General features: G+C 70.0%; 23 protein-coding genes and 1 pseudogene. 3 read left to right on the top strand and 21 right to left on the bottom strand.

Going from position 1 to position 26,459, the window contains the following annotated elements:
* Positions 1-49: 49 nt before the first annotated feature.
* The 11 genes and pseudogenes from QH948_RS05165 to gdhA all read right to left on the bottom strand — a co-directional run bounded on the left by QH948_RS05165 (position 50) and on the right by gdhA (position 14,016).
* The gene (locus QH948_RS05165) at positions 50-1,672 is read right to left on the bottom strand and encodes a dipeptide ABC transporter ATP-binding protein (RefSeq protein ID WP_281145797.1); all 1,623 of its coding nucleotides are present in this window, start codon (positions 1,670-1,672) and stop codon (positions 50-52) included.
* Positions 1,669-2,538, bottom strand: a complete 870-nt coding sequence (locus tag QH948_RS05160; protein WP_281145796.1) for an ABC transporter permease — start codon at positions 2,536-2,538, stop codon at positions 1,669-1,671. Before QH948_RS05160 ends, QH948_RS05165 begins: the two co-directional genes overlap by 4 nt.
* Positions 2,535-3,518, bottom strand: coding sequence for an ABC transporter permease (locus QH948_RS05155; protein WP_281145795.1), 984 nt, complete (start codon positions 3,516-3,518; stop codon positions 2,535-2,537). Before QH948_RS05155 ends, QH948_RS05160 begins: the two co-directional genes overlap by 4 nt.
* Positions 3,515-4,873 (bottom strand): GNAT family N-acetyltransferase, encoded by a 1,359-nt coding sequence (locus tag QH948_RS05150; protein ID WP_281145794.1) that lies wholly within the window; start codon positions 4,871-4,873, stop codon positions 3,515-3,517. The genes QH948_RS05155 and QH948_RS05150 overlap by 4 nt, the downstream gene beginning before the upstream one ends.
* A 34-nt stretch (positions 4,874-4,907) precedes the next feature.
* Entirely contained in the window at positions 4,908-6,002 is a 1,095-nt protein-coding gene (locus QH948_RS05145; protein ID WP_281145793.1) for a glutathione S-transferase family protein, read from the bottom strand.
* 18 nt (positions 6,003-6,020) lie between these two features.
* Positions 6,021-7,361 carry a metal-dependent hydrolase family protein gene (locus tag QH948_RS05140; protein ID WP_281145792.1) on the bottom strand — a complete coding sequence of 447 codons (1,341 nt, stop codon included), beginning with the start codon at positions 7,359-7,361 and terminating at the stop codon, positions 6,021-6,023.
* A gap of 408 nt (positions 7,362-7,769) precedes the next feature.
* Positions 7,770-8,501, bottom strand: a pseudogene (locus QH948_RS05135) (ISL3 family transposase); the annotation flags it as partial.
* Positions 8,502-8,520: 19 nt separating this feature from the next.
* Positions 8,521-10,200 (bottom strand): oleate hydratase, encoded by a 1,680-nt coding sequence (locus tag QH948_RS05130; protein WP_281145791.1) that lies wholly within the window; start codon positions 10,198-10,200, stop codon positions 8,521-8,523.
* Between the two features lie 27 nt (positions 10,201-10,227).
* A complete protein-coding gene (locus tag QH948_RS05125; RefSeq protein WP_281145790.1) occupies positions 10,228-10,863 on the bottom strand; it encodes a TetR/AcrR family transcriptional regulator in 636 nt (211 codons plus the stop codon).
* Positions 10,864-11,241: 378 nt separating this feature from the next.
* Positions 11,242-12,339, bottom strand: a complete 1,098-nt coding sequence (locus tag QH948_RS05120; RefSeq protein WP_281145789.1) for an HNH endonuclease signature motif containing protein — start codon at positions 12,337-12,339, stop codon at positions 11,242-11,244.
* 321 nt (positions 12,340-12,660) lie between these two features.
* Positions 12,661-14,016, bottom strand: a complete 1,356-nt coding sequence (gene gdhA / locus QH948_RS05115) for an NADP-specific glutamate dehydrogenase (RefSeq protein WP_281145788.1) — start codon at positions 14,014-14,016, stop codon at positions 12,661-12,663.
* Positions 14,017-14,085: 69 nt separating this feature from the next.
* On the opposite strand from gdhA, the gene QH948_RS05110 reads away from it, so the two are divergent.
* The gene (locus QH948_RS05110; RefSeq protein WP_281145787.1) at positions 14,086-15,231 is read left to right on the top strand and encodes a hypothetical protein; all 1,146 of its coding nucleotides are present in this window, start codon (positions 14,086-14,088) and stop codon (positions 15,229-15,231) included.
* Here the strand turns inward: QH948_RS05110 and QH948_RS05105 are convergent.
* The 9 genes from QH948_RS05105 to rpsB all read right to left on the bottom strand — a co-directional run bounded on the left by QH948_RS05105 (position 15,228) and on the right by rpsB (position 23,687).
* Entirely contained in the window at positions 15,228-17,183 is a 1,956-nt protein-coding gene (locus QH948_RS05105) for an ATP-binding cassette domain-containing protein (RefSeq protein ID WP_281145786.1), read from the bottom strand. The genes QH948_RS05110 and QH948_RS05105 overlap by 4 nt on opposite strands.
* Entirely contained in the window at positions 17,180-17,695 is a 516-nt protein-coding gene (locus QH948_RS05100; RefSeq protein WP_281145785.1) for an ECF transporter S component, read from the bottom strand. The genes QH948_RS05105 and QH948_RS05100 overlap by 4 nt, the downstream gene beginning before the upstream one ends.
* Position 17,696: 1 nt before the next feature.
* On the bottom strand, positions 17,697-18,422 hold the full coding sequence (locus tag QH948_RS05095; RefSeq protein ID WP_281145784.1) for a GntR family transcriptional regulator: 726 nt from the start codon (positions 18,420-18,422) through the stop codon (positions 17,697-17,699).
* A gap of 52 nt (positions 18,423-18,474) precedes the next feature.
* A complete protein-coding gene (rlmN, locus tag QH948_RS05090; protein ID WP_219080347.1) occupies positions 18,475-19,614 on the bottom strand; it encodes a dual-specificity RNA methyltransferase RlmN in 1,140 nt (379 codons plus the stop codon).
* 92 nt (positions 19,615-19,706) lie between these two features.
* On the bottom strand, positions 19,707-20,567 hold the full coding sequence (locus tag QH948_RS05085) for a phosphatidate cytidylyltransferase (protein ID WP_281145783.1): 861 nt from the start codon (positions 20,565-20,567) through the stop codon (positions 19,707-19,709).
* A gap of 1 nt (position 20,568) precedes the next feature.
* Complete coding sequence (frr, locus tag QH948_RS05080; RefSeq protein WP_281146143.1) at positions 20,569-21,123, bottom strand: ribosome recycling factor; 555 nt, start codon at positions 21,121-21,123, stop codon at positions 20,569-20,571.
* A 31-nt stretch (positions 21,124-21,154) separates the two neighbouring features.
* Positions 21,155-21,895 (bottom strand): UMP kinase, encoded by a 741-nt coding sequence (gene pyrH, locus QH948_RS05075; RefSeq protein WP_219080352.1) that lies wholly within the window; start codon positions 21,893-21,895, stop codon positions 21,155-21,157.
* 66 nt (positions 21,896-21,961) lie between these two features.
* Positions 21,962-22,771: a translation elongation factor Ts gene (gene tsf, locus QH948_RS05070; protein WP_281145782.1), complete on the bottom strand. Its 810-nt coding sequence runs from the start codon at positions 22,769-22,771 to the stop codon at positions 21,962-21,964.
* Between the two features lie 34 nt (positions 22,772-22,805).
* Positions 22,806-23,687 (bottom strand): 30S ribosomal protein S2, encoded by an 882-nt coding sequence (gene rpsB / locus QH948_RS05065; RefSeq protein WP_281145781.1) that lies wholly within the window; start codon positions 23,685-23,687, stop codon positions 22,806-22,808.
* A gap of 233 nt (positions 23,688-23,920) precedes the next feature.
* Here rpsB and QH948_RS05060 point away from each other — a divergent pair, with 233 nt between their 5' ends.
* Entirely contained in the window at positions 23,921-24,805 is an 885-nt protein-coding gene (locus tag QH948_RS05060; protein WP_281145780.1) for a peptidoglycan DD-metalloendopeptidase family protein, read from the top strand.
* A 3-nt stretch (positions 24,806-24,808) separates the two neighbouring features.
* On the opposite strand, the gene QH948_RS05055 is transcribed toward QH948_RS05060, so the two are convergent.
* A complete protein-coding gene (locus QH948_RS05055; protein ID WP_281145779.1) occupies positions 24,809-25,705 on the bottom strand; it encodes a tyrosine recombinase XerC in 897 nt (298 codons plus the stop codon).
* 95 nt (positions 25,706-25,800) lie between these two features.
* Between QH948_RS05055 and def the strand changes: the two genes are divergently transcribed.
* Positions 25,801-26,448, top strand: coding sequence for a peptide deformylase (gene def / locus QH948_RS05050; protein WP_281145778.1), 648 nt, complete (start codon positions 25,801-25,803; stop codon positions 26,446-26,448).
* Positions 26,449-26,459 lie beyond the last annotated feature (11 nt).

Genomic DNA, 26,459 nt, shown 5'->3' with positions numbered 1-26,459 from the left:
CTGCGGGGCGGCGGTGGACACAACCACCTGATGCGTTGGGTGCTGAACCTCATGCGGCGCTCCGATGTCCGCTCAGCCGGGGCACTGCCGCCAGCAGTTCCCGCGTGTAGGGGTGCCGCGGCTCGGTGAGAACCGTCGTCACGTCTCCCTCCTCGACGATGCGTCCGTGGCTCATCACGAGGACGTCGTCGACCAGGTGCTGCACCACGCCGAGGTCGTGCGAAATGAACACCAGCGACGTTCCTGTGGTCCGGACCAGCTCATCGAGCAGGTCGAGAATCTCGGCCTGGATGGAGACGTCGAGGGCAGAGACCGGCTCGTCGCATACGAGCACAGCGGGCCTCAGCGCGAGCGCCCTGGCGATGGACACGCGCTGGCGCTGCCCGCCGGACAGGGCGCGGGGCATGGCGGTCAGCAGTTCGGTGTCCAGGTGCGTGGAGCGCATCACCTCCTCGACGCGTGTGGCCCGATCGCGTGCATCGAGCACGTCGCGGAGCGGCTCTGAGATGAGTTCGCCGACGTTGTAGCGCGGGTCGAAGGAACCGAGCGGGTCCTGGGAGACGAACTGGACCGCCCTCCGGTCGGCGATGTCGGCCCCCCATGGGCGTCCGTTGACGAGCACCGTGCCAGCGTCCGGCCGCTGCAGGCCGAGCAGGACGCGGGCAAGGGTGCTCTTGCCCGAACCGGACTCCCCCACGATGCCGACCTTGCGGCCGCGGTGGACCACCAGGCTGACGCCGTCGACGGCGGCGAGGCTCCCGCCTTGGGGCAGTTCGAACGACTGGCGCACGTCTGTGGCGCTCAGCACGATGGGCCCGCCGCGCCCCGCAACGGGCGCAGGGTGCGGGCCGGGGCTCGCAGGCCCGAGGCCGAGCCGCTGCCCGCGGGTGGCTGCGGATGGGACCGCGCGCAGCAGTTGCCTCGTGTACTCGTGCTGCGGGTAGGCAAGCACGTCAGCGGTCGGCCCCTGCTCCACCACGGCCCCGTCGCGCATGACAAGGATCCGGTCGGCCAGCTGCGACACGACGGCGAGGTCGTGCGAGATGAACAGGATCGCGGTGCCCTCCTCACGAAGGCGACGCAGCAGCGCCAGGATCTGGGCTTGGACGGTGACATCGAGGGCGGTGGTGGGCTCGTCCGCGATCAGGAGCTCGGGGCGACCGGCCACGGCCGACGCAATCAGGGCCCGCTGGCGGAGCCCTCCGGACAGCTGGTGCGGGAACTGGTCGGCGCGTCGCTCCGGGTCGGGGAACCCGACGCTGTCGAGCGCCTCGATCACCGCTCCGCCCACCTCAGGTCGGGGCACGGTGCGGTGGACCCGGATGACCTCTCCGACCTCGCGACGCACCGTCCGCAGCGGGTCCAGCGAACTGAGGGCGTCCTGCAGCACCAACCCGATGTGCCGGCCGCGTACCGAGCGCCATTGGCGTTCGGTGAACCTGCGCGCGTCGCGGCCAAGGACCGTGAACTCGTCGGCCGTGATGCTCGCCCGTTGCCCCGTGAGCCCGACGAGGGTGCGGGCGGTGACGGACTTGCCGGAGCCCGACTCCCCCACCACAGCCACCGCCTCGCCCCGACCGATCTCAAGGTCGATGCCCCGGACGGCGTGCACTGTCCTTCGACGGGTCTCGAAGGTGACGTTGAGGTTGCGGAGCTCGATCAGGGCGTTCATCGGTTGCGCCTCTCGTATGCGGTCTGGAGCTGGCGGCCGAGCGCGGTGGCCGCGATGACGATGGTGGTGAGGGCGAGGCCTGGGAACACGCCGGTCCACCAGGCCTGGCGCAGGTAGGCGCGCGACTCCGACAGCATGAGCCCCCACTCAGCGGTGGGAGGCTGCGGGCCGAGTCCGAGGAAGCTGAGGCTGGAGGACCCGATGATCGCGCCTCCGAAGCCGATGGTGACCATCACCGGGAGCGCACCGAGCGCGTTGGGCAGGACGTGCCTGAAGAGACTCCGCGTCCGTGAGACGCCGAAGGTGGCTGCCTGTTCCACATAGCCGGAGGCTGTGGCGAGCCGGACGTTGCCGCGGATGATGCGCGCGTACTTGGGCAGCCCTGCCACGCCGAGGGCGAGGATGAGGTTGAGCGTGCCTCGGCCGGTGAAGGCGATCATCAGCAGTGCGAGGAGTACCTCGGGAAAGGCGGCGACGACGTCGACGAGCCGAGAGACCGCCTGATCGATCCATCCCCTGGCCACGCCGGCCAGCGCCCCGAGGGACACGCCGAGCAGCACCGCAACGAGTGTCGCCCCCAGCCCGATCAGCACCGAGTGTCGGGCGCCGTAGATGATGCGGACCAGGACGTCGCGACCCTGGATGTCGGTGCCCGCGGGGTGGGCGAGGCTGGGCGGCTGGTGGGCTGCCAGGGGATCAGCGGCGAGCGGGTCGCCCGAGGTGAGGAGCCCTGGCGCGACCACCGCCACGAACGTGAGGGCGAGTACGGCCGCGGCGAGGACTGCGTCCCACCGGGTCCTGAGGCCCAACGAGCCCACCCTGCGGAGCGTGAAGGGGCCGGACACCGAGATGGTCTGGCTGGTCATCGTGATCCTCCCGCCGCGACGCGCGTCCGGGGGTCCGCTGAGAGAGCAACGATGTCGGCGGCCGTGGAGGCCACGACGAACGCCGCCGTGCTGACGAGCGCGACGCCGAGGATCAGGGGGATGTCCTTGACCGTGACCGCATCGACGGCCAGCTGGCCGAGGCCGGGGCGGCCGAAGACCTGCTCCACGATCACGGCCCCGCCGAGCAACGACCCGACGATGAGGCCGAGGAGATGGATGGCCGGCAATGCGGCGTGCCGGAGCGCGTGGCGGGCTCTGGCAGCGAACTGCGAGATGCCCCGCGAGCGTGCGGTGGTGATGAATGGCTGCTCCATGGCCCGGTCGATGCCCTCCACCAGCACCTGGGTGAGGTAGGCACCGATGGGCAGGGCGAGTGATGCTGCGGGCAGCACGAGGGCCTGCCAGCTGCCCTGCTCCACGATGGAGAACCAGCCGAGCTGGAAGCTGATGCCCCACAGCAGGACGATGGCGAGCCAGAACGGGGGCGCGGACAACAGCACCAGCTCGACCGCCCCCGCCGCGCGCCGAAGGCCCGGAACCGCTGCGGTCGTGGCCACGGCGCCGACCACCGCGATGACGATGGCCGCGATCGCGGCGACAGCCGTGAGCTGCAGCGTCGGGCCGATGCCTGCGGCGATCAGGTCGGCGACCGGTCGGCGCAGGGTGTACGAGATGCCGAGGTCACCGCTCGGGATGCGGGCGAGGTAGGTGAGGTACTGCACCCACACCGGCTCGTCGAGTCCCCATCTGGCGATCGTCTGAGCCCTGAGCTCAGGGTCGTTGCGGTTCTCTCCCAGCAGCAGAGACACCGTGTCACCGGGCGTGAGCTGAACAGCGATGAAGGTCAGCGTGACCGCGACCCACAGCACAAGGACCGCCGCGAGGAGGCGGCGGAGGATGAGCCAGGCGAGGCGTCTGCCGGTGCGTCGGCGTCCCGTGGCGTCCATCACGGCGGTCATGCGACCGCCTCGCGCTGGCTCGCTGGCGCCAGCCACGCGGCGCGCAGGTCATCGATCCCCTCGACGGGCAGGGGCTCGCCCCAGAGCAACTCGCCGGTGCCACCCAGCCCGACCGCCGCGAGGATCTCGGGTGGCAGCACCCCGGCGGCGAGCAGCCTGCGGCCGAGCTCGAACAGCCGAGGATAGTCGGCCACCGCCGCGGATCCGGGAGCGAGATGGGCGCGCTGTTGCAGGTCCAGCGCGATGAGCACGGCGAAGAGCTCGAGATCCGCGACCGACGGCCTGTCTCCCACCAGCCACCGCCCCCGGCCGAGCGACGCCTCGAGCCTGCCGAGGCGGGCGTAGAAGAGGCGAAGCGAGGCCGTGCGTGTGTCCGGGTCCTCGGCGAAGACCGCGTCCTCCAGCCCGGCGACCAGATCGTCCCTGATCTGCGCGACGACCGGGTCGACGCGCGCAGCCTGCTCGGCCTGGTACCACGGGGTCCCCCGGAGGGCCCGGCGCGCGAGGGTCGCGGGGTCGATGTGCACGACGGCGCCGTCAACGATGAGCTCCGGGTCGGCGGTCGGGGCATCAACCCAGTCGATCAGCTGACCGCTCCCGGCGACCGTCAGCGCCGCGGCCGCCGCCCGTCCCCGCAGACTCGTGGGGTCGATGCGCACCCTTGCTCCCGGCGGCAGGGCGCCGAGGGCGTCCTCGCCGGGCTCGGGCGGGCTGCTGGCGATGGGCCTCAGTTCTGTGATGTCCACTGCTTCCTCCTCGTGGTGGCCGGGGAAGGCCCAGGCCACCTCTGGTTCCTGGTAGGGGATGGGCGTCGTCGGCGCCGGATCGACGACGCGGTAGGTGAAGGCGAAGAGCCGCTGGCCGGAGTCGACGACCGCGGTCTCGAACTCGGGTCTCCGGACAAACCCGTAGCGCCGGTACAGCGCGTGGGCCGCGGTCATCTGCGGGCTGGAGCGCAGCTCGAGGCCTGCGTACCCGAGTGCGCTGGCCAGTGCGACGCTGTGGTCCACCAGCGCCCAGCCGACCTGGAGCCCGCGCCCGCGGGGTGCGACGCCCAGCACGTTGAAGGTGAACAACCGGGGGCGGTGGTGCTGTGGCTTCGGCGTGAGGACGGCGCCGAGCAGACCGACGGAGTCGGACACCACCCACACGTGGGAGACTGCGGCGCGGCTCGCGATGTCGCCCAGGTGCTGCAGATAGCGCGGGGTGACCCAGCATCCGGCGGTAAACGCCTCCTGCAGGAGGGCTCCGACGAGGTCGAACTCGTCGGTGCGCGCGAGCCGCAGCTCACGCCCGTCGCCGAGCCCCCACCGCAGCAGGTCCTCCGGGATGTGGGTGGTGTCTTGTCCGATCATGGCCTCAGTTCCTCGTGTGTTGGTCCGTCAGACGTCAGTCGGCGAAGTGCCACAACTCGTAGCTGCCGCCGCCGCCGGGGCCGGAGTACAGCGGCGATCCGCCAAGGGCATCTCGCCCGTGAGGCTCGCGCCATGCGGCCAGGGACTCCTCGGGAGTCGGCAGCGGTGCGTCGCCGACCACAAGGCTGCCCTCGAGGTAGTCGCCCGACGGCCCGGGGAGCAGGCCGAGGAAGTACAGCTCCCGGTCGTCCACGAACCCCTGGGAGAACAGGTCGCGGGCGTAGGCCCACAGGCTCGGGAAGTCCTGCACCCGCGCGGTGTTCTCCTCACCGAAGATGCGGGCGATCCCGGGGCGGTAGCCGCGCTCGAAGCTGGAGAGCGTCACGAACAGGCGGATGTCGGAGTCGGTGAGCTGCTCGCCGAACAGATACCGACGAGAGGAGAGGCGGAAGTCGTAGTCGGCGAGTCGCGCCTCGAAGACTGTCTTCGCAGCCCTGGCGGCCTCGGGGTTGGTGGCGAAGATCACCTTGTACGTGCCGTTGTTGACGTCGTCGAAGATCTGCTGATTGAGCAGGTCGATCTCCGCGCGGAGCGCCTCGGGGTACAGGTCGGGGGCCCCAGCCCTGTGGAACGGAGCCCAGGCGGTCTCCCAGTCCAGGCTGAGCGGGTGGTAGTTGTTGGTCACGACGGTGCCGGTGACGGAATCGATGACAGTCGGCGAGGTGCCACGGCCGCCGAAGTTGGGATCGGTGCGGCGGTAGAAGTCGTTGAGAAGGTTGCTGCCGAAGCGCTGGGCGAGATCATTGCCGCTGGGAGCGATGCGCCACCCCTTGTCGTCACGGCCCGTGAGCAGCACGAAGGGGACGGCCTCGGTGAGGCCGAGGAGCCGCAGCGTGATGAGCTGACGACGGTTCCAGCCGCATCCGGGGTTGCCGAGCAGGAGGTAGCGCCCGGCCTCAGGGCGCACTCGTGCGTCACCTTCGCCGAAGCGCGTGGTGAACCAGTTGCGTTGGCGCCGGAATGCTCCGTCGGGCGTCTGCTCGACGTTGGTCTCCGGGAACGAGGCTGTGGAGACGCGCGCCGGTCGGGAGCGCACGTCATTCTCGAGAGCATCGGTCAGGGTGGACATCGGGTACTCCTTGGGTTGTCAGGCGATGGGTTGAGGGATGGGATCGGGATGCGCTCGTCGGCGTGTGAGGTCCTCCGCGTAGGCGGCGCGGGCCTCCTGTGGGCCTCCACCGCCCGGTGGGTGCAGGCGGTGCGGGTCGAAGGGCTCGACGGCCTGCGGGGTGAACCGCCGCCCGTCGGTGAGAATGAAGCGCAGGTTGCCCAGCGCCGCGAGGTCAGTTGTCGGGTCGCCGTCGACGACGATGAGATCCGCTGCGTAGCCCGGCGCCAGCACGCCGGTGCGGCCCGCCAGCCCGACGGCCGCCGCGGCACGCGACGTGGCAGAGAGAAGCACCTCGGTGGTTGGCAGGCCGGCCTCGTGAAGCTGTTCGAGCCCGTGGCGGAAGGCGCTGGCTGGGATCACGGCACCGACGTCGTGGCCAGTGACCAACCGGACGCCGTGGCGGTACAGCTCCGCTGCCCGCGGAGCGATCGTCTCACCGGCCACGGCGGGCCAGGACGGCGGGCTGCAGACGTCCACGAAGGTTCCGTTGCGGGCCAGTTCGTCGGCAAGTTCGCTGTCGAACGCCGTGCGCCCCGCCTCGTCGACGAAGCTCGCATGGGCGATGTAGTCGAACCCGGCCCGGACGGCTCGGCGGATTCCCTCGGTACCGTGCGCATGAGCCGCGGTGTGGTGTCCGAGGCGGTGGGCCTCCTCCACCACGGCGCGGAGCTCGTCCTCGGTGAACTGTGCGTGCCACGGGGCGGTGCCCGCGGTCATGAAGCCTCCGGTGGCCATCACCTTGATCACGTCGACTCCGGCTTTGTGGTGGGCCCGCACCTGGGCTCGAATCTGGCTCAGGGAGTCGACCTCTGCGCCGTTGCGCCAGGCATGTCCGCCGGTGGTGGTGAGCTGCGGCCCCGCGGCAACGATCCTGGGCCCCGCGAGGACCCCGGAGGCGATCGCGTCGCGGAGTGCGACGTCCGCATAGTGGGGAGACCCCAGGCTCTGGACGGTTGTCACGCCGAGGGAGGCGAGCTGACGGGCCATGGCGGCCGATGACAAGGCAACAAGGGCCACGTCCCGGTCGCGGTCGGGCCGGGGGTCAAGGCGCGGGGCGTACGAGCCAAGGTGCGCGTGCGTCTCGATGAGGCCGGGAAGGATCGTCGCGCCTGGATGGTGGACGGCCTGCTCCGCCCAGCGCTGAGGCAGGTCGGAGGCGGGACCGACCCAGACGATGCCGTCGCCGTCGGTGACGACTGCCCCGACGATGATGGTTGCGGCACCCGTGGCGGGAAAGACCCTCGAGGCGATGATCACGTGGTTCTCACGTGGGGCAGCCTGATCGACATCACGGAGAGAATGGGCATATTCGGGCATGCCGAAGTCCTTATCTGAGGAAATGAATGCGTCGCCACCCAGGGTCCGCAATTCGGCCGATAAAAGGGCATGTTGCATTCATGACGCAATGGGGGTGACTCAATAACGCCCGGCAGGGGGCGCAGGTGGTCTGTCAGGACCTAGCAGATGGCTGCGGTTGCGAGACCGGGCCGGCGTACAGCGGTGTCAGTGGCTGCGGGCGGGTCAGCAGAAGCGACAGCAACAGCGGCAGGGGCTCATTCGCATGACGAAGGACGCGGCGGCCGAGCGACCGTGCATGTTCTCGTTCATGGGTTTCCCTTCAAGTGGCTGTACGGGAAACCTAGCAGGAAGAAACCGGGAACGCAACGCCCGTCTCATTGATGGAAAAGAAATAGGGCTCTTCACGATCGAGGGTAAAGCGGCTCATCACAATCCACGGTGTAGCTGAGGTCTGAACCCACCGGCCTCGAGTAGTGATCTGGCGATGTAGTTGGTGAGGTTCCGGAAGCCGAGTGCGGAGCCTCGGAGGTGTTCGAGGCGGCCGTTGATCGCTTCGGTGGGGCCGTTGGAGCTGCCGGGCCGGTCGAAGTAGGCAAGGACGTCAGCCGCTCGGTTCTTGAGTGTTCGGCCGAGCGAGCGGAGTTCGACGAGCGCGGTCGGGACGCCGTTGCTGAGGCTGGCGATCAAGTTGTTCATCAGGTCGCGGCCGCGAGCAGGGTCAGCCTCGCGGTAGGCGATGATCATTCGCTGGTAGGCCGCCCAGGTGACCTCGACGGCGGCGTGGGCGTCGTCGGCGAACAGCTGCTCGAGCCGGGTCTTCTGTTTGTCGGTGAGCAGGTCGGTGCCGGTGTGCAGGGTGCGGCGGGCGGAGTACAGCGGGTCACCGGCCCGGCCGCGGTGGCCGTGAAGGTCTTGCTGGATCCGGCGGCGGCACTTGTCGAGGGCGTCGCCGGCGAGGCGGACGACGTGGAAGGGGTCCATCACCGCGACCGCGTCGGGCAACTCTTCGGTAGTGGCGGTCTTGAACCCGGTGAAGCCGTCCATCGCGACCACCTCCACGCTGTCTCGCCAGGCCTGGTCTCGTTCGGCCAGCCAGGTCTTGAACACGCTCTTGGAGCGGCCCTCGACCATGTCGAGCAGCCTGGCTGGACCGGCGCCGGCGAGCTCGCGCGAGGGCTCAGCGCAGCATCGTGAGGGCAGCTTTGGCCAGCACGCGCGGGTCCTTCTCGTAGTGGTGCAATGTGGTCAGCCGCTCGCTCGGGATGCCCAGGAAGTGGTAGACGGCGATCTGGGCGGCTCGAACCGAGTACTGCTCGGTGAAGACCATGTCGAAGGGCATCTCGACGAACTGGCTGATGAAGGCGAGGTTCACCGAGTTGGCGGGCACCACCTCCGGGCGGTCCCCCTTGGCCCGACGGGCGAAGAGCGCGCTGGCGTACGGCATGTGAGCGGGCACCACATTGACGATCGAATCCCAGATCTCCTCGGTCTTGGCGGAGATCTTCACCGCCCGGGTATCGACGCGTTCGAGCTGGCCGAGCGCTTCGGTGAGCATCTCGCGCCCGGTCATCTCGATGAAGGGCTTCTTCACGACGTCTCCGGTCCGTCGCGGGTAGAGCGAATAGCCCCAGAACACGGTTTCGTTCGGTTGCTGGGCGGCGAAGTGTGGCTGGTGGTGAATCACCAGCGAGACCACCGCATTGCTGTCGACGAAGGTGTTCAGTGCATTGCCGGGCAGCTGTCGGGTGATGGCGGAGATTTCGTTGACCAGCAGGTGGTTGTTGGTGGTCACCGTGAAGCTGGTCCACTCGCTCTGGGTGCGGTCGGCGAAGAACTTGTCGGGGTTGCCCAGGCCGTAGAAGTGTTCGGTCGCCTGCTTCCACAGCGCTGCGGACGGAGCGTAGCGTTCGTCCTCGACGATGGCGGTGTCCAGATCGCCCAGCGAGGTGGAGTCGGTGATCGAGCCGTTGGTGCAGAACACCAGGTCGCCCTCATTCACATCGATCAGGCCTGGCTGATTGTCCTCGTCTACCTGCTCGTACTTCAGCCCGATCACGGTGATCCGGTCGCGCATTGGGTCATCATCGGCGAACACGAACTCGGTCACCTTGCGGTTGCCGACGAACTCGACGCCCTTGCCTTCGAGCCAGGCGCGCATCGGCACGATGATGCTCTCGTACTGGTTGTACGGCGTCCGCGTGACGCCTTCGAGGGTATTGATCCGGCTGAACTCCAAGATCATCCGGTTCATGTAGCGGCGAAGTTCCATCGCGGAATTGCTGCGTAGGAAGGCGAAGGTGGTCTCCCACATCCTCCAGAAGTTGGTGGTGAAGAAGTGCGGGCTGGAGGCGAACCACTCTTCGATGCTGACATCGTCCAGCCTGGATTCTCGCGATTCTGGCAGCGTCATCAGCTTGGTCAGCAGCACGCGATCGGCCTTGCTGAACTGCATGTGGCTGTAGTCATCGGCATCGCCTCTAGTGCGCGGGCCGCGGGTGTCCATCAGCCGGCCGATGTCCTTGGTCGGATGGGCGTGATCGAAGTCGAGGATCTCCTGGGTCAGGGTCTTTCCCGGCGAGGTCAGAGACGGAATCGAGCCCAAGACGTCCCACAGATTCTCGTAGGTCTCCTCGTTGAGCATCCGGCCGCCGCGGTTCAGGAAGCCGGCTTTGTTGCTAAGCGCCTTGTGCCCGTACTCGGTCTCGTAGGCCGCTACGCGATTGCCGTCGTTGGCGCCGTGGTCTTCCAGGCCGAGAATGGTGATCTGGGAACCGTCCCAGTGTCCATCGCGAATCAAGTAGACGGCGGCGGATAGGCTGCCGATCCCGGCGCCGATGAGGTAAGCCTTGCGAGTCATGGTGTTCTCCTTGTCGATTGGTGCGTCTCAGAGGTGGCTGGTCGCGCTGAGGGTTGATTCGCCGGATGAGGCCTTGTTCAGGCCGACGAGGAAGCCGTCGACCATGATCGCCACCTGGGCGTGCAGTTCGGTGGCGGCCGCCCGGTCTGGGTGGGCGCCAGTGGAGGGCTGAGCCAGCGCCAGGTGCAGGCAGGCGAAAATGAGCCGGGCGGCGCGCTCAGCCAGGAGCCGTGCCTGCGGGCCGTCCGCTTGGCTGGCCGCGAGCAGTGCGGACGCAACGCCGTCCTCCAGGTCTGCCACGAGTTGCAGGCCGGTCTGGCGATGGAGCATCTTCTCGTGCCCGAAGAGCAGTTCACGCTGATACAGGATGGCGGTGTCCAGCTGTTCGGCGCTTCCCTTCAGGACCGGCATGACAAGGGCGAAGACGGCCTCGATCGGATCTGACAGCCCAGCGGCGGCGCGTCGCCCTTCGGTGATCGCCTCACGGAATCGCTCGTTATAGACCATGAGCAACAGGTCGGCCTTAGTGGCGGCGTAGCGGAACAGAGTGCCTGCGGCCACATCGGCTCGGTCGGAGACCTGCTGGGTGGTCATGTCGGCGTAGCCATGCGTTTGGAGGAGATCGTGGGCCGCAGCGAAGATTCGGGCGCGCTTGGCGTCCATGTTGCGATCCCGACGCGATCGTAGGGCTTCCATCGAGCCTCCTACTGAGTGGACTCATTAACGAGCATACTCAGTATGCCGGTCATGGCAAGACCCCTGCAGAGGTATCGTCGGCCGTTCTTTGGCGGGGGTGACACAGCGCTCATCCGGCTCATCGCCCATGGGGGTGTAGGTGTGGTCTGAATACGCCGGCTTCGAGGAGACTCCGCGCGATGTAGTGGGTGAGGTTCCCGAAGCCGAGGGCCGAGCCGCCCACCGCAGCCCACGCCGGGACTACCGGATGGGCGGTGCGAGACTCCATCATCGGGAGGCCTCGGCCCTCAACCGCGCACCGACGCGACCACACTGACACGGATCGGAGAGGTTTCGGTCGATGGTTCAGCCGGTGGGGCGGAAGTTGATGGAGGTGGTGTCCATGATCCAGCCCCGGATCGGCTGCTTATCGGGCGGCGGATGAGTCGGCGGCGGAATCTCGTCGGGGATGTCGCGCTCGATGAGCAGCCCGTGGCGGTTCGTGAACCGCAGTCCGGCGGGGATGCCCGGATCGCCATCGATGGTGAACTCTCCCTGATGGTGTTCCCGGTGATGCCGGGAACACAGCGAGATCAGGGTGTCCATGTCCGTCGCGCCGCCCTCTGACCAGTGGAACAGGTGGTGGTTCTCCAGGAACCCGGTCACACCGCAGCCGGGGAACCGGCAACCCCCGTCACGATCCTCGATCAACCGCCTCGTCCGCTCCGGCACGATCCGCATACTCCGGCCCACGGAGACGGGCTTCGCATCCTGGGTCCACACGGGCTTCAACGTGCCGTCGCAGGTCAGCTTCCGCATCAACCTGGATGGCAGGGCGCCACGCTTGTTGATCCACCCGTTCCCGTCCGAATCCAGATGCACCAGCACCCGGTAATGCTCACGACGCGACGCCGGCGCGGCCTGATGCAGACTCCTCGACGCGCACTCCACCAGCCCGTCCGCCAACGTGGCGTCGGGGTCGCCGGCCGTGAACAGCGCATCCTTCGCCTCACGGATGGCCTGCTCCACCAGCGCCCCATCCAACGGGTTCGCGTCGAACCGCAACACGAACCGCCCATCCCGCAGCCCCATCTGCAGCTTCGGCGCGTCATCGACCGGCACCACGGGGTCGGGAGGATCCTCCACCGGCCCCGGCGTGCCGGGCTCGAACAGATACTTCGGCAACACCCGCCGCAACTGCGACACCGTCGCTGCCTGCACGAACTCGGTGACCGATTCGGCATACTCGGCCGGCACATGCCGGGCGACGACGACCAGCTGGTCCAGGCTCACGGTCCCCCGCGCGAGGCGGGCCTCCAACTCGGGAAAGTCACCCTTCCGACGCGCCACCGCCACAATGTCGGCCGCATGGGCCGGAGAGACGGCCGTCATCAACTGCAGCCAATGCTCAGGGGACCTGATCCCGCCACCGGACCAGCAGTTGGTCTCCAGCACCTCGACCATCAGATCCACCAGATCCGCATTCAGCTGGGCGGCCTGACCCGCGATCACGCCCGCACGACGGGAGGCAACCTCCCACGCGTCCGCCCCGGCGTCCCCCAACGAATCCATACCTAATCGTACACCCGCGCGAATCCAGAAGCCAGGGTTGATCTCCCCGAAAACCGTTCAAAGTCCGGCCGTTCCGGCATCTGGAACCTCGCCGGCCTGGCCGCGAGACCACCACTCGCACCCGGAGGACTCAGACCCCACCCTCACCCTCATCTGCGATGAGGCCAGATGGGCGCTGCCCGGGTGGGCGGCGCCCATTGAGGAGGTCGGCTCTCAGATCAGGCCGAAGGCGGAGATGGCGTCAGCGACCTTGGTGAAGCCGGCGATGTTGGCGCCGACGACGTAGTCGCCGGGGGTGTCGTACTCGTCGGCCGTCGCCGCGCACGTCTCGTGGATGCCCTGCATGATCTCGGTCAGGCGGGCCTCGGTGTGCTTGAAGCTCCACGAGTCGCGCGACGCGTTCTGCTGCATCTCCAGGGCCGACGTGGCGACGCCGCCCGCGTTGGCCGCTTTGCCAGGCGCGAACAGCACCCCGGCGGCCTGCAGGGTGCGGATGCCCTCGGGGGTGGTGGGCATGTTGGCGCCCTCGGCCACCGCGATGACGCCGTTCTTCACGAGCGTGGCGGCCTGCGGCCCGTTGAGCTCGTTCTGCGTGGCGCAGGGCAGCGCGACGTCGACGGGCACGTCCCAGATGGAACCGCGGTCGGAGAACGTCGCGGAGTCCCGCAGGTCGGCGTAGTCGGCGACGCGGCCGCGCTCGACCTCCTTGATCTGCTTGAGCAGGCCGACGTCGACACCTGCCTCGTCGACGACGTAGCCGCTGGAGTCGGAGAAGCCGACGACCCTGCCGCCGAGCTGGTGGACCTTCTCGATCGCGTAGATCGCGACGTTGCCGGATCCGGAGACAGTCACGCGCCTGCCCTCGAAGGAGTCGCCGCGGGTGGCGAGCATCTCGTTCGCGAACACGACGGTGCCGTAGCCGGTGGCCTCCGTGCGGACCAGCGATCCGCCCCAGGCCAGGCCCTTGCCGGTCAGCGTGCCGGACTCGTAGCGATTGGTGATGCGCTTGTACTGACCGAACAGGTAGCCGATCTCGCGACCGCCGACGCCGATGTCGCCCGCCGGCACATCCGTGTACTCGCCGATGTGGCGGTACAGCTCCGTCATGAACGACTGGCAGAACCGCATGACCTCGCCGTCGGAGCGTCCGCGGGGGTCGAAGTCGGAGCCGCCCTTGCCGCCGCCGATGGGCAGTCCGGTCAGGGAGTTCTTGAAGACCTGCTCGAAGCCGAGGAACTTGATGACGCCCAGGTAGACGCTGGGGTGGAACCGCAGGCCGCCTTTGTAGGGGCCGAGCGCGGAGTTGAACTCGACGCGGAAACCGCGGTTGATGTGGACCTCGCCCTTGTCGTCGGTCCACGGCACGCGGAAGATGATCTGCCGCTCCGGCTCGCAGATCCGCTCCAGCATCTTCATGTCCAGGTACTCCGGGTGCCGCTGCACCACCGGCGCGAGGCTGTCGAAGACCTCACGCACGGCCTGATGGAACTCGGCCTCCCCGGGATTTCGGCCGATGACCTCCCCGTAGATGGCCTCCAGCTGGTCGAGCGCGGTGGACTTCGTGAACATGTAACTCCTCGGGGTTGGACATTCACCGCCACACTACTGGGGTCGCGGTGATCCCACTAGCATCGGGCCATGACGACCACCCGCCGTGGGATCTCCGCCGACCAGCTGCTCGCCGGCCCTCGCGGCCGCAGAATGCTGCTCGACTTCGCCCAGGAGTTCGGGAGGGAGGCTGACGTCGCGGACAGGCACCCGCTCGACTCCGCCGCCTTCGACGCCAGCTATCGACTGGCGAAGCTGGCCGGCCGGTCCATCACCCGATTCGGGTGGCCGCCCGTGGACCCGGAGGAGATCCCGTCGGCCACGCCGGCGGACGTCGCCGCCGCGCTGGCGACCTCACCCCTGCCGACCCCCACCCCCGAGCTGCTGAGGTCGTGCCTGGCCAGCTCCGTCGACGCGGCCATGTACTGGCAGGGGCCGGACGGCGACGACCTGCTGTGCGCGGACCCGGCCGTACGGGAGGCCCTCCGACGCGTTGCGGACCGGCTGTGCGCCGCGCCCGCGTCCGCCTGGCTGGCCGGGGGCTTCGAGCCCGGGCGGCAGGTGATCCTGAACTGGCAGGAGGCGCAGGATCCGCCGCCCTGCCCGGCTGTCGCGGTGCTGGGGACGTGGCGCGACGCGGTCTCGGAGGAGGAGGCCGTGGCCAGGCGCGAGCGCCCGACGGACCCGGCCGCGAACTGGAGCGGCGAGTGGTGGTCGACTCCCCCGCACGGGCTGCCCGTCACCTGCGGGGAACTGTTCGACGGCACCCCGTCGGGGCTCTGGTTCGTCGAGGACGCCCTCGGATGGGACCGGGCCACGGCGCGGCGTGTCGCCGTGCCCTCCGGGGCGCGGGTATTCGAGATCGACGGCGCGGAGGACTGGGCGTCGCTCTGCCGCGCGCACCCACTCGAGGTCACCGCCCTGCGTCGCCACGACTGGTACCGCGCCACGGGCGGCTTCCGCGAGCCGGGCTGGGCAGGTCGCTGGCTGGTGCCGGACTGGGCCGCCGTCGCCGAGCACTACGACGCGGTCCACCTGAGCTACGCCGGGTACCTGTCCGCGGCCGGGCGTGCGATCCCCGTCGAGGGGGCCGTGCCGGGTGATCCCGCCTGCAGCCTGATCGCGGGGTGGAACCCGGACGCCACCTACTGGCTCACCGACCTCACCGACCGGGGCGGCGAGGCCGTCCCATGGCGCCGCGTGGAGGACGCCGACGGCGACCACAGCTGGGTCTAGCGCTCGTCGTCCCTGCGGCCCGGCGCCACGCCGCGGACGACCAGCGCCGCGGCGAGGTCGTTCGACGTGCGGATCGCGCCGACGAACAGCGGGATCAGGACGCTGAGCAGCGACCTGGCCCGCTGCACCGGGCCGCCGTCCAATCGGGCGCCGCGCGAGCGCTGCGCCTGGCGGATCTGATCGAGGCGTGCGGTCAGCGTCGGGATGAAGCGCACGGCGATCGTGACCACGAGCACCAGGTGCGTCGGCAGCCGGGACGCGCGGGCCAGCGCGATCGCCCGCTCCGCGTCGAACCGGGCCAGCGCCCACAGCGTCCAGGTGAGCATGGCCAGCAGCCTCAGCACCAGCGACGCGGCGTAGGCGAGCGGGTCGGCCGCGAAGGTCGGAGGCAGCAGGTAGCCGAAGACGCCGATCATGGCGACGAGCGGAAGGACCGGCAGCAGCGCCGAGCGCAGCCTCGCCAACCCCGAACCGGTCAGTAGGAGGGCTACCAACCCGGCCACCAGCATCGCCCCGAGCGCCTGCCACGAGCTCAGCAGCGCCAGCGCGACGACGACCACGGTCAGCGTCGCGGCCACCAGCCGCGGGTCCCAGGGACGTCGCACGGGAGTGGCCTCGACCGTCGCCCTCGCGGGCTCCCGGGCTGATGTCGCGGGCGCGGTCAGGGTGACGACGCGGGTCGCCAGCGAGGCGAGCTCGTCGTCGTGGGTCACGAGCAGCACCGCCGTTCCCCCGGCGGCCGCGTCGGCGATCGCACGGGCGACCGCGTCGAAGGAGGCGGCGTCCAGGCCTGCGGTCGGCTCGTCGAGGATCAGCAGGTCCGGCCGGGCCGCGAGCGCCGAGGCGACGGCCACCAGCTGTCGTGCGGATCGGGAGAGGCGCATGGGGTGCAGGTCGGCCTCGCCGGTCAGCCCGAGCCCGGCCAGCGCCCGGTCCACGCGCGCGCCGCCCTCGGCGGGTGTGGCTCCCTGACAGCGGGCGGCGTAGCCGACCTCCTCCCGCACGGTCGAGGCGAACAGCTGCGCGTCGGGATCCTGGAAGACCATGGCCACGCGGCCCTCGACGTGGACCTCGTCGCCCGCGGGCAGCAGGTCGGCCAGGCAGCGGGCCAGCGTGGACTTGCCGGACCCGTTGGCCCCGCGGAGCGCGACGACCTCGCCGCGGGAGACGGTCAGGTCGGCACCGGACAGCGCCCGGACTCCGTTCGGGTAGGTGAAGTCGAGCCCGGCCACGCGCGCGACGACGTCGCCCGGAGCCTCCGCCGGGGCCAGCCTCAGGCGCTCCCGCAGGCCGCCGACAGCGGGGACCCGCAGGCCGAGGCCCCGGCACCGGTCCGCGTCGGCGTACAGGCGCTCGGGCGTCCCGTCATAGGCGACGCGGCCGCCGGCCAGGACGATCACGCGGTCGGCTGCCGCCGCGACCACCGGATCCTGCGTCGTGACGAGCGACGTGACGCCGGCCAGCGCGTCGAGGACCGAGCGACGCCCCTCGGCGTCCAGCTCGGAGGTGGGGTCGTCGAGCACGACCAGGTCGGCGTCCCGAGCGAGCGCCCCCGCGATCGCGACGCGCTGCACCTGTCCCCCGCTGAGCTCGCCTGTCAGACGGTTCTCGAATCCCGACAGCCCCACCCTGGCGAGCGCCGCGGGCACCCTGAGCGCCGATCGCTCCTCGGGCAGCCCGTAGCCGACGTCGTCGCCGACGCGCGGCTCAATGAGCGCCGCGGCCGCGTCCTGCGGGACGAAGCCCACGACGTCGGGCCGGTCCACGCGACCGGTGACGGCGGCGGGTGTCAGGTCAGGGATCAGCCCCACGACGGCCCGCGCGAGCGTGCTCTTGCCGGCACCGGCGGCGCCCAGGACGACCACCGACCCGCCCGCGGCCAGATCGACGGTCACGTCATCCAGCGCGCGGGCGTCGTCGAAGTCGACAGTGAGGCCCTCGACCAGGGTCACTTCGTCGGCGTCTCCGCGAGCCCCGCCGCCGCTAGTGCCCGGGCGACGATCACGCCGACGGCGACGTTGGCGACAGCGCCGACCAGCAGCGCCACCAGCGATCCGATGAAGAAGCCCCAGCCGAACATCGGGACGAGCACCAGCGGCGCCACGACGGCGTTGACGACGACCGCCACGACCACGCCGAGCCACAGATTGACGCGGCTCGCGAGCCAGCCGCCGGCGAGGACTGCGACGACCATCATCGCCGCCACGATCAGGTGCACCGGCACCGTCAGGGGGAACCCGCTCGTGGCGGCGGTGAACAGGTGACCGAGGAACGCGACGAGCGCCGCCTCGGGCATGGTGAACGCGAAAGCAGCGACGAACGCCGGGGCCGCGTCGAACGCGACGGTGCCGACGGGGCTCGGGATCTTAATCAGCGCCCCGACGGCGCTGAGCGCGATGAGGATCGCGACGCGGGCGATGCGCACGGCGGGGGCGACGGGTCGGCGGGTGGTGGCAGTGGTCATGTCAGTCCTGATGTGGATGGGTGTAGGTGAGCATGGACGCGAGGCCGCCCTGGCCGTCGGCGGCCGTGGCGAGCAGGAAGCGGTCGCCGCGCAGCAGGGTGACGACGTCCTCGACAATCCGCCCGGAGGCGGCGCTGCCGATCCGGCGCACGCGCAGGAGCGGGGCTCCGGTCCTGCACCCGAGGACGGCGGCCGCCTCGTCGTCGGCGACGACGCCCGTCAGCTGCTCGCGGGCGACGACGGGGGCGAGCCCCAGTCGCGCCAGCTGGGCGTAGAGCGACCCGTGGGCGACAGCCGCGACGTCGAGGTCGACGTCCCCGGAGATCAGCGAGGTCTCGTAGGACACCGTCGTCCCCGCGACGTCCCTGGCCCGCCGGAGCACGGTGACCTCTCCGGCCAGCGGTCCCCCTGCGGGTGCGGGTGCCCGGTCCACGGAGAGCAGGCGCACCGTTGAGGTGAGACCGTGCCGGGACAGCTCCTGCGACAGGCCGGAGGCGACGGTGGCGGGCGCCTGGGACACGAACGTGCCCGCGCCCTGGCGGCGGGTGACGAGACCCTCGTCGGCGAGCTCGGTGAGCACGTGACGCAGCAGGGTCCGGGTCACGCCGAGCTGGTCGGCGAGCTCGCGCTCGGGAGGCAGTCGGGTACCCGGGGCCAGGCCGGCCACGCGCAGCCGGATGCGCTCGGCCGCGCGCCGGGACTCATGATCGGAGGTCAATTGGTTCATATTGGTTTGAACCATACTCCGGTGCCGCACCGACGCGACGGCGGGGTGTCGATCAGGCGGCCGGCTGTGGCTCCGGGGTGTTCTTGGCCGCCAGCTGGCCGCAGGCGCCGTCGATGTCCTGGCCGCGCGTGTCGCGCAGGGTCACGGGCACGCCGCGGCGCTCGAGCGTCTCGATGAACGCCTTCTCGTCGGCCTTGCGCGACGCCGTCCAGCGCGACCCGGGGGTGGGGTTCAGCGGGATGAGGTTGACGTGCACCCAGCCCCAGTCGCCGCGGCGCTTGAGCACCTGGGCGAGGAGCTCTGCCCGCTCGACCTGGTCGTTGATGTCGCGCATCATGGCGTACTCGATCGAGACCCGGCGCTTGGTCGCCTTCGCGTACTCCCACGCGGCGTCGACGACCTCGTCGACCTTGTAGCGGTTGTTGATCGGCACGATCTCGTCGCGGAGTTCGTCATCGGGGGCGTGCAGCGACACGGCGAGAGTGAGCGGCAGCCCCTCCTCGGTGAGCTGCTGGATGCGGGGCACCAGGCCGACCGTGGAGACCGTGATGCCGCGCGCGCTCATGCCGAACCCGTTGGGCCCGGGCTCCAGGAACGTTCGGATGGAGCCGAGCACCTGACGATAGTTGGCGAGCGGCTCCCCCATGCCCATGAACACGATGTTGTTGAGACGACCGGTGGTGCCCGGCACGGCGCCGGCGGCCAGCTGCTGGTCCGCCTTGAGCACCTGGGCGACGATCTCGGCCTGCGACAGGTTGCGCTTGAGGCCGCCCTGGCCGGTGGCGCAGAACGGGCATGCCATGCCGCAGCCCGCCTGCGAGGAGATGCAGAGCGTGGTGCGGTGCGTGTAGCGCATCAGGACCGACTCGAGCAGCGAGCCGTCGAACAGCTTCCACAGCGTCTTGACCGTGCGGCCGTCGTCGGTGGCGCGCTGGGTCACTCTCTCGAGGAGCTCGGGGAAGAGCTGCTCGCCGAGCTCGCCGCGGATCGCGGCCGGGATGTCGGTGAAGCGGGTGGCGTCGTCCTCGAGTCGGTCGAAGACGTGGCGGGAGATCTGGTCTGCGCGGAACTTCGGGAGCCCGAGGCGGACGGTGGCGTCGACGCGCTCGTCGTGCGTGAGGTCGAACCAGTGGCGCGGCGGCTTACCGCGCATGGGCGGGTCGAAGACGATGGGCAGCATGGTGCCGGTCATGAAAAACTCAGGCTCTCTTCGGGAGGTTCCGCCGAACGGCGACAAGCCATTGTACGCGAGGAGCCCCCGGATGGCCGCATCGCCGAGCCCGGTCAGCCCCCGAGCGCCAGGTAGAGCACCAGCCAGCCGACGGGGACGGCCACCAGCATCGAGTCCAGGCGGTCCATCACGCCGCCGTGTCCCGGCAGGAAGTTCGACATGTCCTTGATGCCCGCGTCGCGCTTGATGAGCGACTCGACGAGGTCGCCGACCGTGCCCGCGAGGCTGCAGAGGATACCGAGGGCCAGGCCGGCCCACCACGAGGTGCCGAGCAGGAACACGCCCATCAGGGCGCCGACGATCGCCGAGACGGCGACCCCGCCCCCGAAGCCCTCCCAGGTCTTGCTCGGGCTGATGGCGGGGGCCATCTTGTGGCGCCCGGTCAGGACGCCGACGGCGAAGGCACCCGTGTCGGAGGCGATGACGCAGCAGATCACGGCGAGCATCCTGAGCCGCCCGTCGTCGGGCGTCATCAGCAGGGGCATGAACACGCCGAGCATGGGGATGTAGGCGATGATGAAAGCGCTGGCGCTGACATCGCGGATGAAACCCTCGGCACCGCGGAACAGGCGCGCGACGAGCGAGGCCAACAGGGTGGCCGCAAGGCATATCACCACCCAGGCGATCGGGACGATGCCGATGTCCCAGCGCGAGAAGAAGTACCCGCCGAGCACCGATGCCGCGGTGCCGATGGCGATGGGCACGACCTCGGCCTTCATCCCCTTCCGCAGCAGGGCCCGGTGGATCTCGATCGAAGCAAGGCACAGGCCCAGCGCGACGACGGCCACGAAGAACCACGGCGCCCACAGCAGGCCGACGGCGACGGCCAGGAAGATACCGACGCCCACGCCGATGGCCGCCGGGAGGTCCCGGCCGGCCTTCGACGTGGTGGTGTGCGTCGGTGAATCGGTCATCTCAGATCTCGGTGAGCTCGGCTTCCTTGTTCTTGAGGACCTCGTCGACGCTCTCGACGTACTTCTTGGTGGAGGCGTCGAGCGCCTTCTCGGCGCGGGTGAGGTCATCCTCGCTGATCTCGCCCTCCTTCTGGGCCTTCTTCAGCGCGTCGATGGCGCCGCGGCGGGCGTTGCGGACGGCGATCTTCGCGTCCTCGGCCTTGCCCTTGGCCATCTTGATGTACTCCTTGCGGCGCTCCTGGGTCAGCTGCGGCATCACGATGCGCACGGCGTTGCCGTCGTTGCTCGGGTTCACGCCGAGGTCGGCGTCACGGATGGCCTTCTCGATCGCGCCGATGGCGGAACGGTCGAAGGGGGTGATCAGCAGCGAGCGCGGGTCGGGTGACGTGAAGCTGGCAAGCTGCTGGATCGGGGTCGGGGCGCCGTAATAGTCGGCGGTGAGCTTGTTGAACATCGCGGGGTGGGCGCGGCCGGTGCGGATGGTGGCCATGTCCTCGCGGGCGTAGTCGACCGCCTGCTGCATCTTGGCAGCCGCGTCCTTCGAGATGGTGTCGATCATGAGATCTCCTTGGGTTTCGACCGTCAGGTCAGCGGGTGAGGATGGTGCCGATGGGCTCACCGGCGACCGCGCGGGCGATGTTGCCGGGCACGGAAAGATTGAAGAAAACCATGCGCAGGTCGTTGTCGCGGGCCAGCGAGATGGCCGTCGCGTCGGCGACCTTGAGGTTGGCGGCGAGGAACTGGTCGTAGGTCAGGGAGTCGAACTTGACCGCGTCGTCGTGGACGTTCGGGTCCTTGTTGTACACGCCGTCGGCGCCGCGCTTGCCCATCAGCAGCACCTCGGCCCCGATCTCGAGCGCGCGCTGGGCGGCGACGGTGTCGGTGGAGAAGTACGGCATGCCGGAGCCGGCGCCGAAGATGACGAGGCGGCCCTTCTCCATGTGGCGCTCGGCGCGTCGCGGGATGTAGGGCTCGGCGACCTGCGCCATGCTGATGGCCGACTGCACGCGGGTCTCGATGCCCTCCTTCTCGCAGAAGTCCTGCAGCGCGATGGAGTTCATCACGGTGCCGAGCATGCCCATGTAATCGGCGCGGTCGCGGGCCATGCCGTTGGTCGACAGCTCGGCTCCGCGGAAGTAGTTGCCCCCGCCCACGACGACCGCGACCTGGGTGCCCGACCGCACCACGTCGGCGATCTCCTTGGCGATGGCGGCGACGACCAGCGGGTCGACGCCGAGCTTGCCACCCCCGAACTCCTCGCCGGACAGCTTCAACAACACTCGCTGGTAGGCCACCAGTACTCCTGAACTTCGGTTGTGGTCAGACATGGCACGTGCGCCGCGGCCCGAAGGCCACGGCGCACGTAACTCTACTTCACTTGGGGTGGGCGACGCTCACTCACCGATGGCGAAGCGAACGAAACGCACCACCTTGGTGGAGCCGTCGTTGAGCGCGTCGCCGACCGTCTTCTTGTCCTCCCAGACCGCGGCCTGGTCGACGAGCACGACGTCCTTGAAGAAGCCGCCCACGCGACCCTCGACGATGCGGGCGAGAGCCTTCTCGGGCTTGCCCTCCTCGCGGGCGGTGGCCTCGGCGATGCGACGCTCGTTCTCGACGAGGTCGGCCGGGACGTCCTCACGGTTCACCCAGCGCGGGGACATCGCGGCGATGTGCAGCGCGGTGGAGTGGACCAGGTCCTCGTCGCCCTCGAACTCGACCATCACGCCGACCTGCGGGGGCAGGTCCGCGGCGCGGCGGTGGAGGTAGAGGTGCGAGTTGGGGCCGAAGTTGGCGACGGCGGCCAGCGAGAGGTTCTCGCCGATCTTCGCGCCGAGGTGCTTGACGGCGTCGATGACCTTCTCGCCGGAGGCGAGGGTGGCGTCGTTGGCGGCGTCGATGTCGGACGCGCCGGCGGCGGCGACCGCGTCGACGATCTGGTCGGCGAGGCCGACGAACTCGGCGTTCTTCGCGACGAAGTCGGTCTCAGCGGCGAACTGGATCAGGACGCCGTCGCGGCCCGCGACGATGCCGTTGGTGGCCTCGCGGTCAGCGCGCTTCGCGGCCTTGGCGAGACCCGAGATACGCAGGCCCTCAACGGCCTTCTCGAAGTCGCCGTCGGCCTCGACGAGGGCGTTCTTGGCGTCCATCATGCCCGCGCCGGTGGCGTCGCGGAGCTTCTTCACATCAGCGGCAGTGATTGCCATGTGTCGGTTCTTCCCGTCTTCTCGAGTGTGGAGATCAGTTGGCTTCGGTGGCCTCGGCGGCGGGCGCCTCGGCAGCGGGAGCCTCGACGGCCTCGGTCAGCTCGGCGGCCTGGGCGTCGGTGGCCTCCTCGGCGACCTCGGCGGCGGGAGCCTGGTCCGCGCCAAGGAGCTCGCGCTCCCAGTCGGGCATGGGCTCGGCCTGAGCCTCGTCACCGGACTTGCCGGCGGAGCGCTCGATGAGGCCCTCGGCGACGGCGTCGGCGATGATGCGGGTCAGCAGGGCGACGGAGCGGATCGCGTCGTCGTTGCCCGGAACGGCGTAGTCGACCTCGTCGGGGTCGCAGTTGGTGTCGAGGATGCCGACGACCGGGATGTTCAGCTTGCGGGCCTCGTCAACGGCGAGGTGCTCCTTCTTGGTGTCGACGATCCACACGGCCTGCGGGGTCTTGGCCATGTCGCGGATGCCGCCGAGAGTCTTGTCGAGCTTGGTGCGCTCGCGGTCGAGCTGCAGGAGCTCCTTCTTCGTCAGGCCGCTGGAGGCAGCGGTGTCGGAGTCGAGGGCCTCGAGCTCCTTCAGGCGCTGGATCCGCTTCGTGACGGTGTGGAAGTTGGTGAGCATGCCGCCGAGCCAACGCTGGTTGACGTAGGGCATGCCGACGCGGGTGGCCTGCTCGGCGATGGCCTCCTGGGCCTGCTTCTTCGTGCCGACGAACAGGACCTGTCCGCCGCGGGCGACGGTGCTCTTGACGAACTTGTACGCCTTGTCGATGTAGGTCAGCGACAGCTGCAGGTCGATGATGTAGATGCCGTTGCGCTCGGTGAAGATGAATCGCTTCATCTTGGGGTTCCAGCGACGGGTCTGGTGCCCGAAGTGGACGCCGCTCTCGAGCAGCTGACGCGTGGTGACGACGGCCATGGCCGTTCCTTTCGTAGGTTCTTGCCTGATGCGCCCGTCCGCCGCACCCGCCATTGCGGGACCCTGCGACGGCCGACGGTCTCCCGTGCAGCGCATGCGTTGTCAACCCGTGCGGGTTGCGACCGCCCATCTTACGCCCGCGACCTCGCGGGCGACAAACGCGGGTGCCCTGCCCTGTCCACAGGCGGCACGCTCCTCGACGCGCGACGGGCCGGGTCGGTCATCACTGTCATATGCGACGCCTCCTGCTGCTCCTCATCACCGTCCTCGCGCTCCTGTCCGGCCCTCGCCCGGCCCAGGCAGAGGGCCTCAGCCTGACCCGTCCGGTGGAGGGCGAGGTGCTGCGAGCCTTCGACGACGTGGGCCGCTACGCGGCGGGGCATCGGGGAGTCGACCTGGCCGGCGAGGTCGGCCAGAGCGTGGCCGCGGGCGCCGCGGGCACCGTGTCCTTCGCGGGTACCGTAGCCGGGACAGCCACGGTCTCGGTGGACCATGGCAACGGCTGGCGCACGACCTATCAGCCCGTGCGGGCCGCGGTATCGGCAGGGACGGTGGTCGCGGCGGGCGAGGTCATCGGCACGCTGCTGGCCGGGCACTGCCCGCGGGCCTGCCTGCACTGGGGGCTGACGGACGGGGCGGACTACGCGGACCCGCTCGGCTACCTCGACGCGCCGGTCGTCGCGCTCCTCCCCCTCGGGGCCTCGCCTCCGACGCCCCGGACCATCGGGCCCGCGCGCTCCTCGCCGGACCGGCTGCCCGTGCAGGGGCGGATCACCTCCCGGTTCGGGATGCGGGTGCATCCGATCACGGGCGTGACCTCACTCCACGACGGCTCCGACATCGCCGCGGCCTGCGGGACGGCGGTCGCGGCGCCGTGGGCGGGGACGGTGACGCGGACGCTCTGGAGCTCCGCCTACGGGTGGCGGGTGTTCGTCGACCACGGGTCCGGGCTGGTGACCGCGTACAACCACCTCCCCGGCATCGAGGTGCAGGTCGGGCAACGGGTCGGGGCCGGGGAACGGCTCGGCAGCGTTGGGACGACGGGCCTGTCGACGGGGTGCCACCTGCACTGGATGGCGTGGCGGGACGGGCAGCTGATCGACCCCCTCACGCTGTGACGCTCAGGCCCGGGGATGCGCCTGTCGGTAGGCCTGGTTGAGCCGCTCGGAGGTGACATGCGTGTAGATCTGGGTGGTGGCCACCGACGCGTGGCCGAGCATCTCCTGGACGCTGCGCAGGTCCGCGCCGCCCTCCACGAGGTGCGTCGCCATGGCGTGTCGCAGGGCGTGCGGGCCGACCCCCTCCCCCGGCCCCGTGGCGGCGTGCACGACGCGGCGGGCCACCCGCGGGTCGAGGGCGCCGCCGCGCTCGCCCAGGAAGACCGTGTCGGGGCTGGCCGGCCCGGCGAGCTCCGGTCGCCTCGCCAGCCAGGCGTCCAACGCGGCCAGCGCCGGCGTGCCGAGCGGGACGGTGCGCTCCTTGCCGCCCTTGCCGAGGACGGTGACGGCGCGCCGCTCGCGGTCGACGTCGCGCAGCCGCAGCCCCACCAGTTCGGAGACGCGGAGCCCGCTCGAGTAGAGGATCTCCAGCAGGGCGGCGTCGCGCACCGTGATCGCACTGCCCTCCTCCGCCGCGCGAACCTCGGCGCCGTCGAGCACCTCGGCCATGGTGTCGGCGGACAGCACCTTCGGCAGGCGCCTGCCCCGCTTCGGCGCCTTCAGGCGTGCCGCCGGGTCAGCCGCCACATATCCCTCTCGGGCTGCCCAGGCGAAGAACCCCCGCACGCACGCGACGCGACGCTGCACGGTCGCGGGCGCGGCCTCGGCGTCGGCCATCGCGGCAAGCCAGCCGCGCAGGCCGGCCAGGGTGACAGCCGACGGCGGCACCGCCACCTGCGCGGCGAGCTCGGTGAGGTCGGAGGTGTAGGCGCGCACGGTGTGCACGGACAGTCCCCGCTCGGCCGTCAGATGGGAGCGGTACTCGTCGATCAGGGCGTCCCAGCCGGGCGCGAGGTCCATGCCGCCCAGTCTGGCCCGGACCCACCGTGAGCGGGGCCACCGCCACGCAGTGCGGCATACTTGACCACTGTTGTAGACCAGCAGGAGGACGCCGCATGAGCACGCAGCCGGATCTGACCAAGGGCGGCAGGATCCTGCCCATCACACGGTGGGGCACCCCCGTGATGCACCAGCAGACCGAGCCCGTGACCGAGTTCGGCGAGGAACTGCACACGCTGGTGCGCGACATGTTCGCGACCATGCGCGCCGCCGAGGGCGTCGGACTGGCGGCGACGCAGGTCGGCGTCGGGCTGGCCGTGTTCATCTACGAGTGCCCCGACGGCGACGACCGCATCCGCCGCGGCGTGGTCTGCAACCCGGTGGTCACTCTCCCCGAGGGCAAGGACCGCAACCTCGACCCGTCGGAGGAGGGCTGCCTGTCGTGGCCCGGCGGCTACCAGAGCGTTCCTCGCCCCGACCTGTCGACCTGCACCGGCCAGGACGCCTTCGGCAACGACATCACGATCGAGGGCACCGGGCTGCTCGCCCGCTGCCTCCAGCACGAGACCGACCACCTGAACGGCACCGTCTTCGGCGACCGACTCTCGGCGCGCTCCCGACGCAAGCTCGACAGCCAAGTCGAGGAGCTGGCCTGGCGCTACCCGGACGACTGGCCCGTCTCCCCGAAGGCGAAGGCCGCCACGCCTCCCGGCTCGACCGAGCCGCAGGCCGAGCCCACCCCGAAGGGCCCGCAGCGCCGCTGAGGCGTCCGACA

Origin of the sequence: Tessaracoccus lacteus, from assembly GCF_029917005.1 — a bacterium.
Lineage (GTDB): Bacteria > Actinomycetota > Actinomycetes > Propionibacteriales > Propionibacteriaceae > Arachnia > Arachnia lactea.
Note: the sequence above shows the minus strand (reverse complement) of the source record. Positions and strands in the feature narration are given on the sequence as shown.

Coding starts and splice junctions, on each gene's coding strand:
- def (WP_281145778.1), top strand. CDS start 25,801: ATGAGCACGCAGCCGGATCTGACCAAGGGCGGCAGGATCCTGCCCATC.
- QH948_RS05130 (WP_281145791.1), bottom strand. CDS start 10,200: ATGACTCGCAAGGCTTACCTCATCGGCGCCGGGATCGGCAGCCTATCC.
- QH948_RS05145 (WP_281145793.1), bottom strand. CDS start 6,002: ATGTCCACCCTGACCGATGCTCTCGAGAATGACGTGCGCTCCCGACCG.
- QH948_RS05060 (WP_281145780.1), top strand. CDS start 23,921: ATGCGACGCCTCCTGCTGCTCCTCATCACCGTCCTCGCGCTCCTGTCC.
- QH948_RS05150 (WP_281145794.1), bottom strand. CDS start 4,873: ATGATCGGACAAGACACCACCCACATCCCGGAGGACCTGCTGCGGTGG.
- rpsB (WP_281145781.1), bottom strand. CDS start 23,687: ATGGCCGTCGTCACCACGCGTCAGCTGCTCGAGAGCGGCGTCCACTTC.
- QH948_RS05110 (WP_281145787.1), top strand. CDS start 14,086: ATGACGACCACCCGCCGTGGGATCTCCGCCGACCAGCTGCTCGCCGGC.
- pyrH (WP_219080352.1), bottom strand. CDS start 21,895: ATGTCTGACCACAACCGAAGTTCAGGAGTACTGGTGGCCTACCAGCGA.
- QH948_RS05165 (WP_281145797.1), bottom strand. CDS start 1,672: ATGAACGCCCTGATCGAGCTCCGCAACCTCAACGTCACCTTCGAGACC.
- QH948_RS05055 (WP_281145779.1), bottom strand. CDS start 25,705: ATGGACCTCGCGCCCGGCTGGGACGCCCTGATCGACGAGTACCGCTCC.
- QH948_RS05140 (WP_281145792.1), bottom strand. CDS start 7,361: ATGCCCGAATATGCCCATTCTCTCCGTGATGTCGATCAGGCTGCCCCA.
- QH948_RS05085 (WP_281145783.1), bottom strand. CDS start 20,567: ATGACCGATTCACCGACGCACACCACCACGTCGAAGGCCGGCCGGGAC.
- QH948_RS05120 (WP_281145789.1), bottom strand. CDS start 12,339: ATGGTCGAGGTGCTGGAGACCAACTGCTGGTCCGGTGGCGGGATCAGG.
- tsf (WP_281145782.1), bottom strand. CDS start 22,771: ATGGCAATCACTGCCGCTGATGTGAAGAAGCTCCGCGACGCCACCGGC.
- QH948_RS05155 (WP_281145795.1), bottom strand. CDS start 3,518: ATGACCGCCGTGATGGACGCCACGGGACGCCGACGCACCGGCAGACGC.
- QH948_RS05160 (WP_281145796.1), bottom strand. CDS start 2,538: ATGACCAGCCAGACCATCTCGGTGTCCGGCCCCTTCACGCTCCGCAGG.
- QH948_RS05100 (WP_281145785.1), bottom strand. CDS start 17,695: ATGACCACTGCCACCACCCGCCGACCCGTCGCCCCCGCCGTGCGCATC.
- QH948_RS05125 (WP_281145790.1), bottom strand. CDS start 10,863: ATGGACGCCAAGCGCGCCCGAATCTTCGCTGCGGCCCACGATCTCCTC.
- rlmN (WP_219080347.1), bottom strand. CDS start 19,614: ATGACCGGCACCATGCTGCCCATCGTCTTCGACCCGCCCATGCGCGGT.
- gdhA (WP_281145788.1), bottom strand. CDS start 14,016: ATGTTCACGAAGTCCACCGCGCTCGACCAGCTGGAGGCCATCTACGGG.
- QH948_RS05095 (WP_281145784.1), bottom strand. CDS start 18,422: ATGAACCAATTGACCTCCGATCATGAGTCCCGGCGCGCGGCCGAGCGC.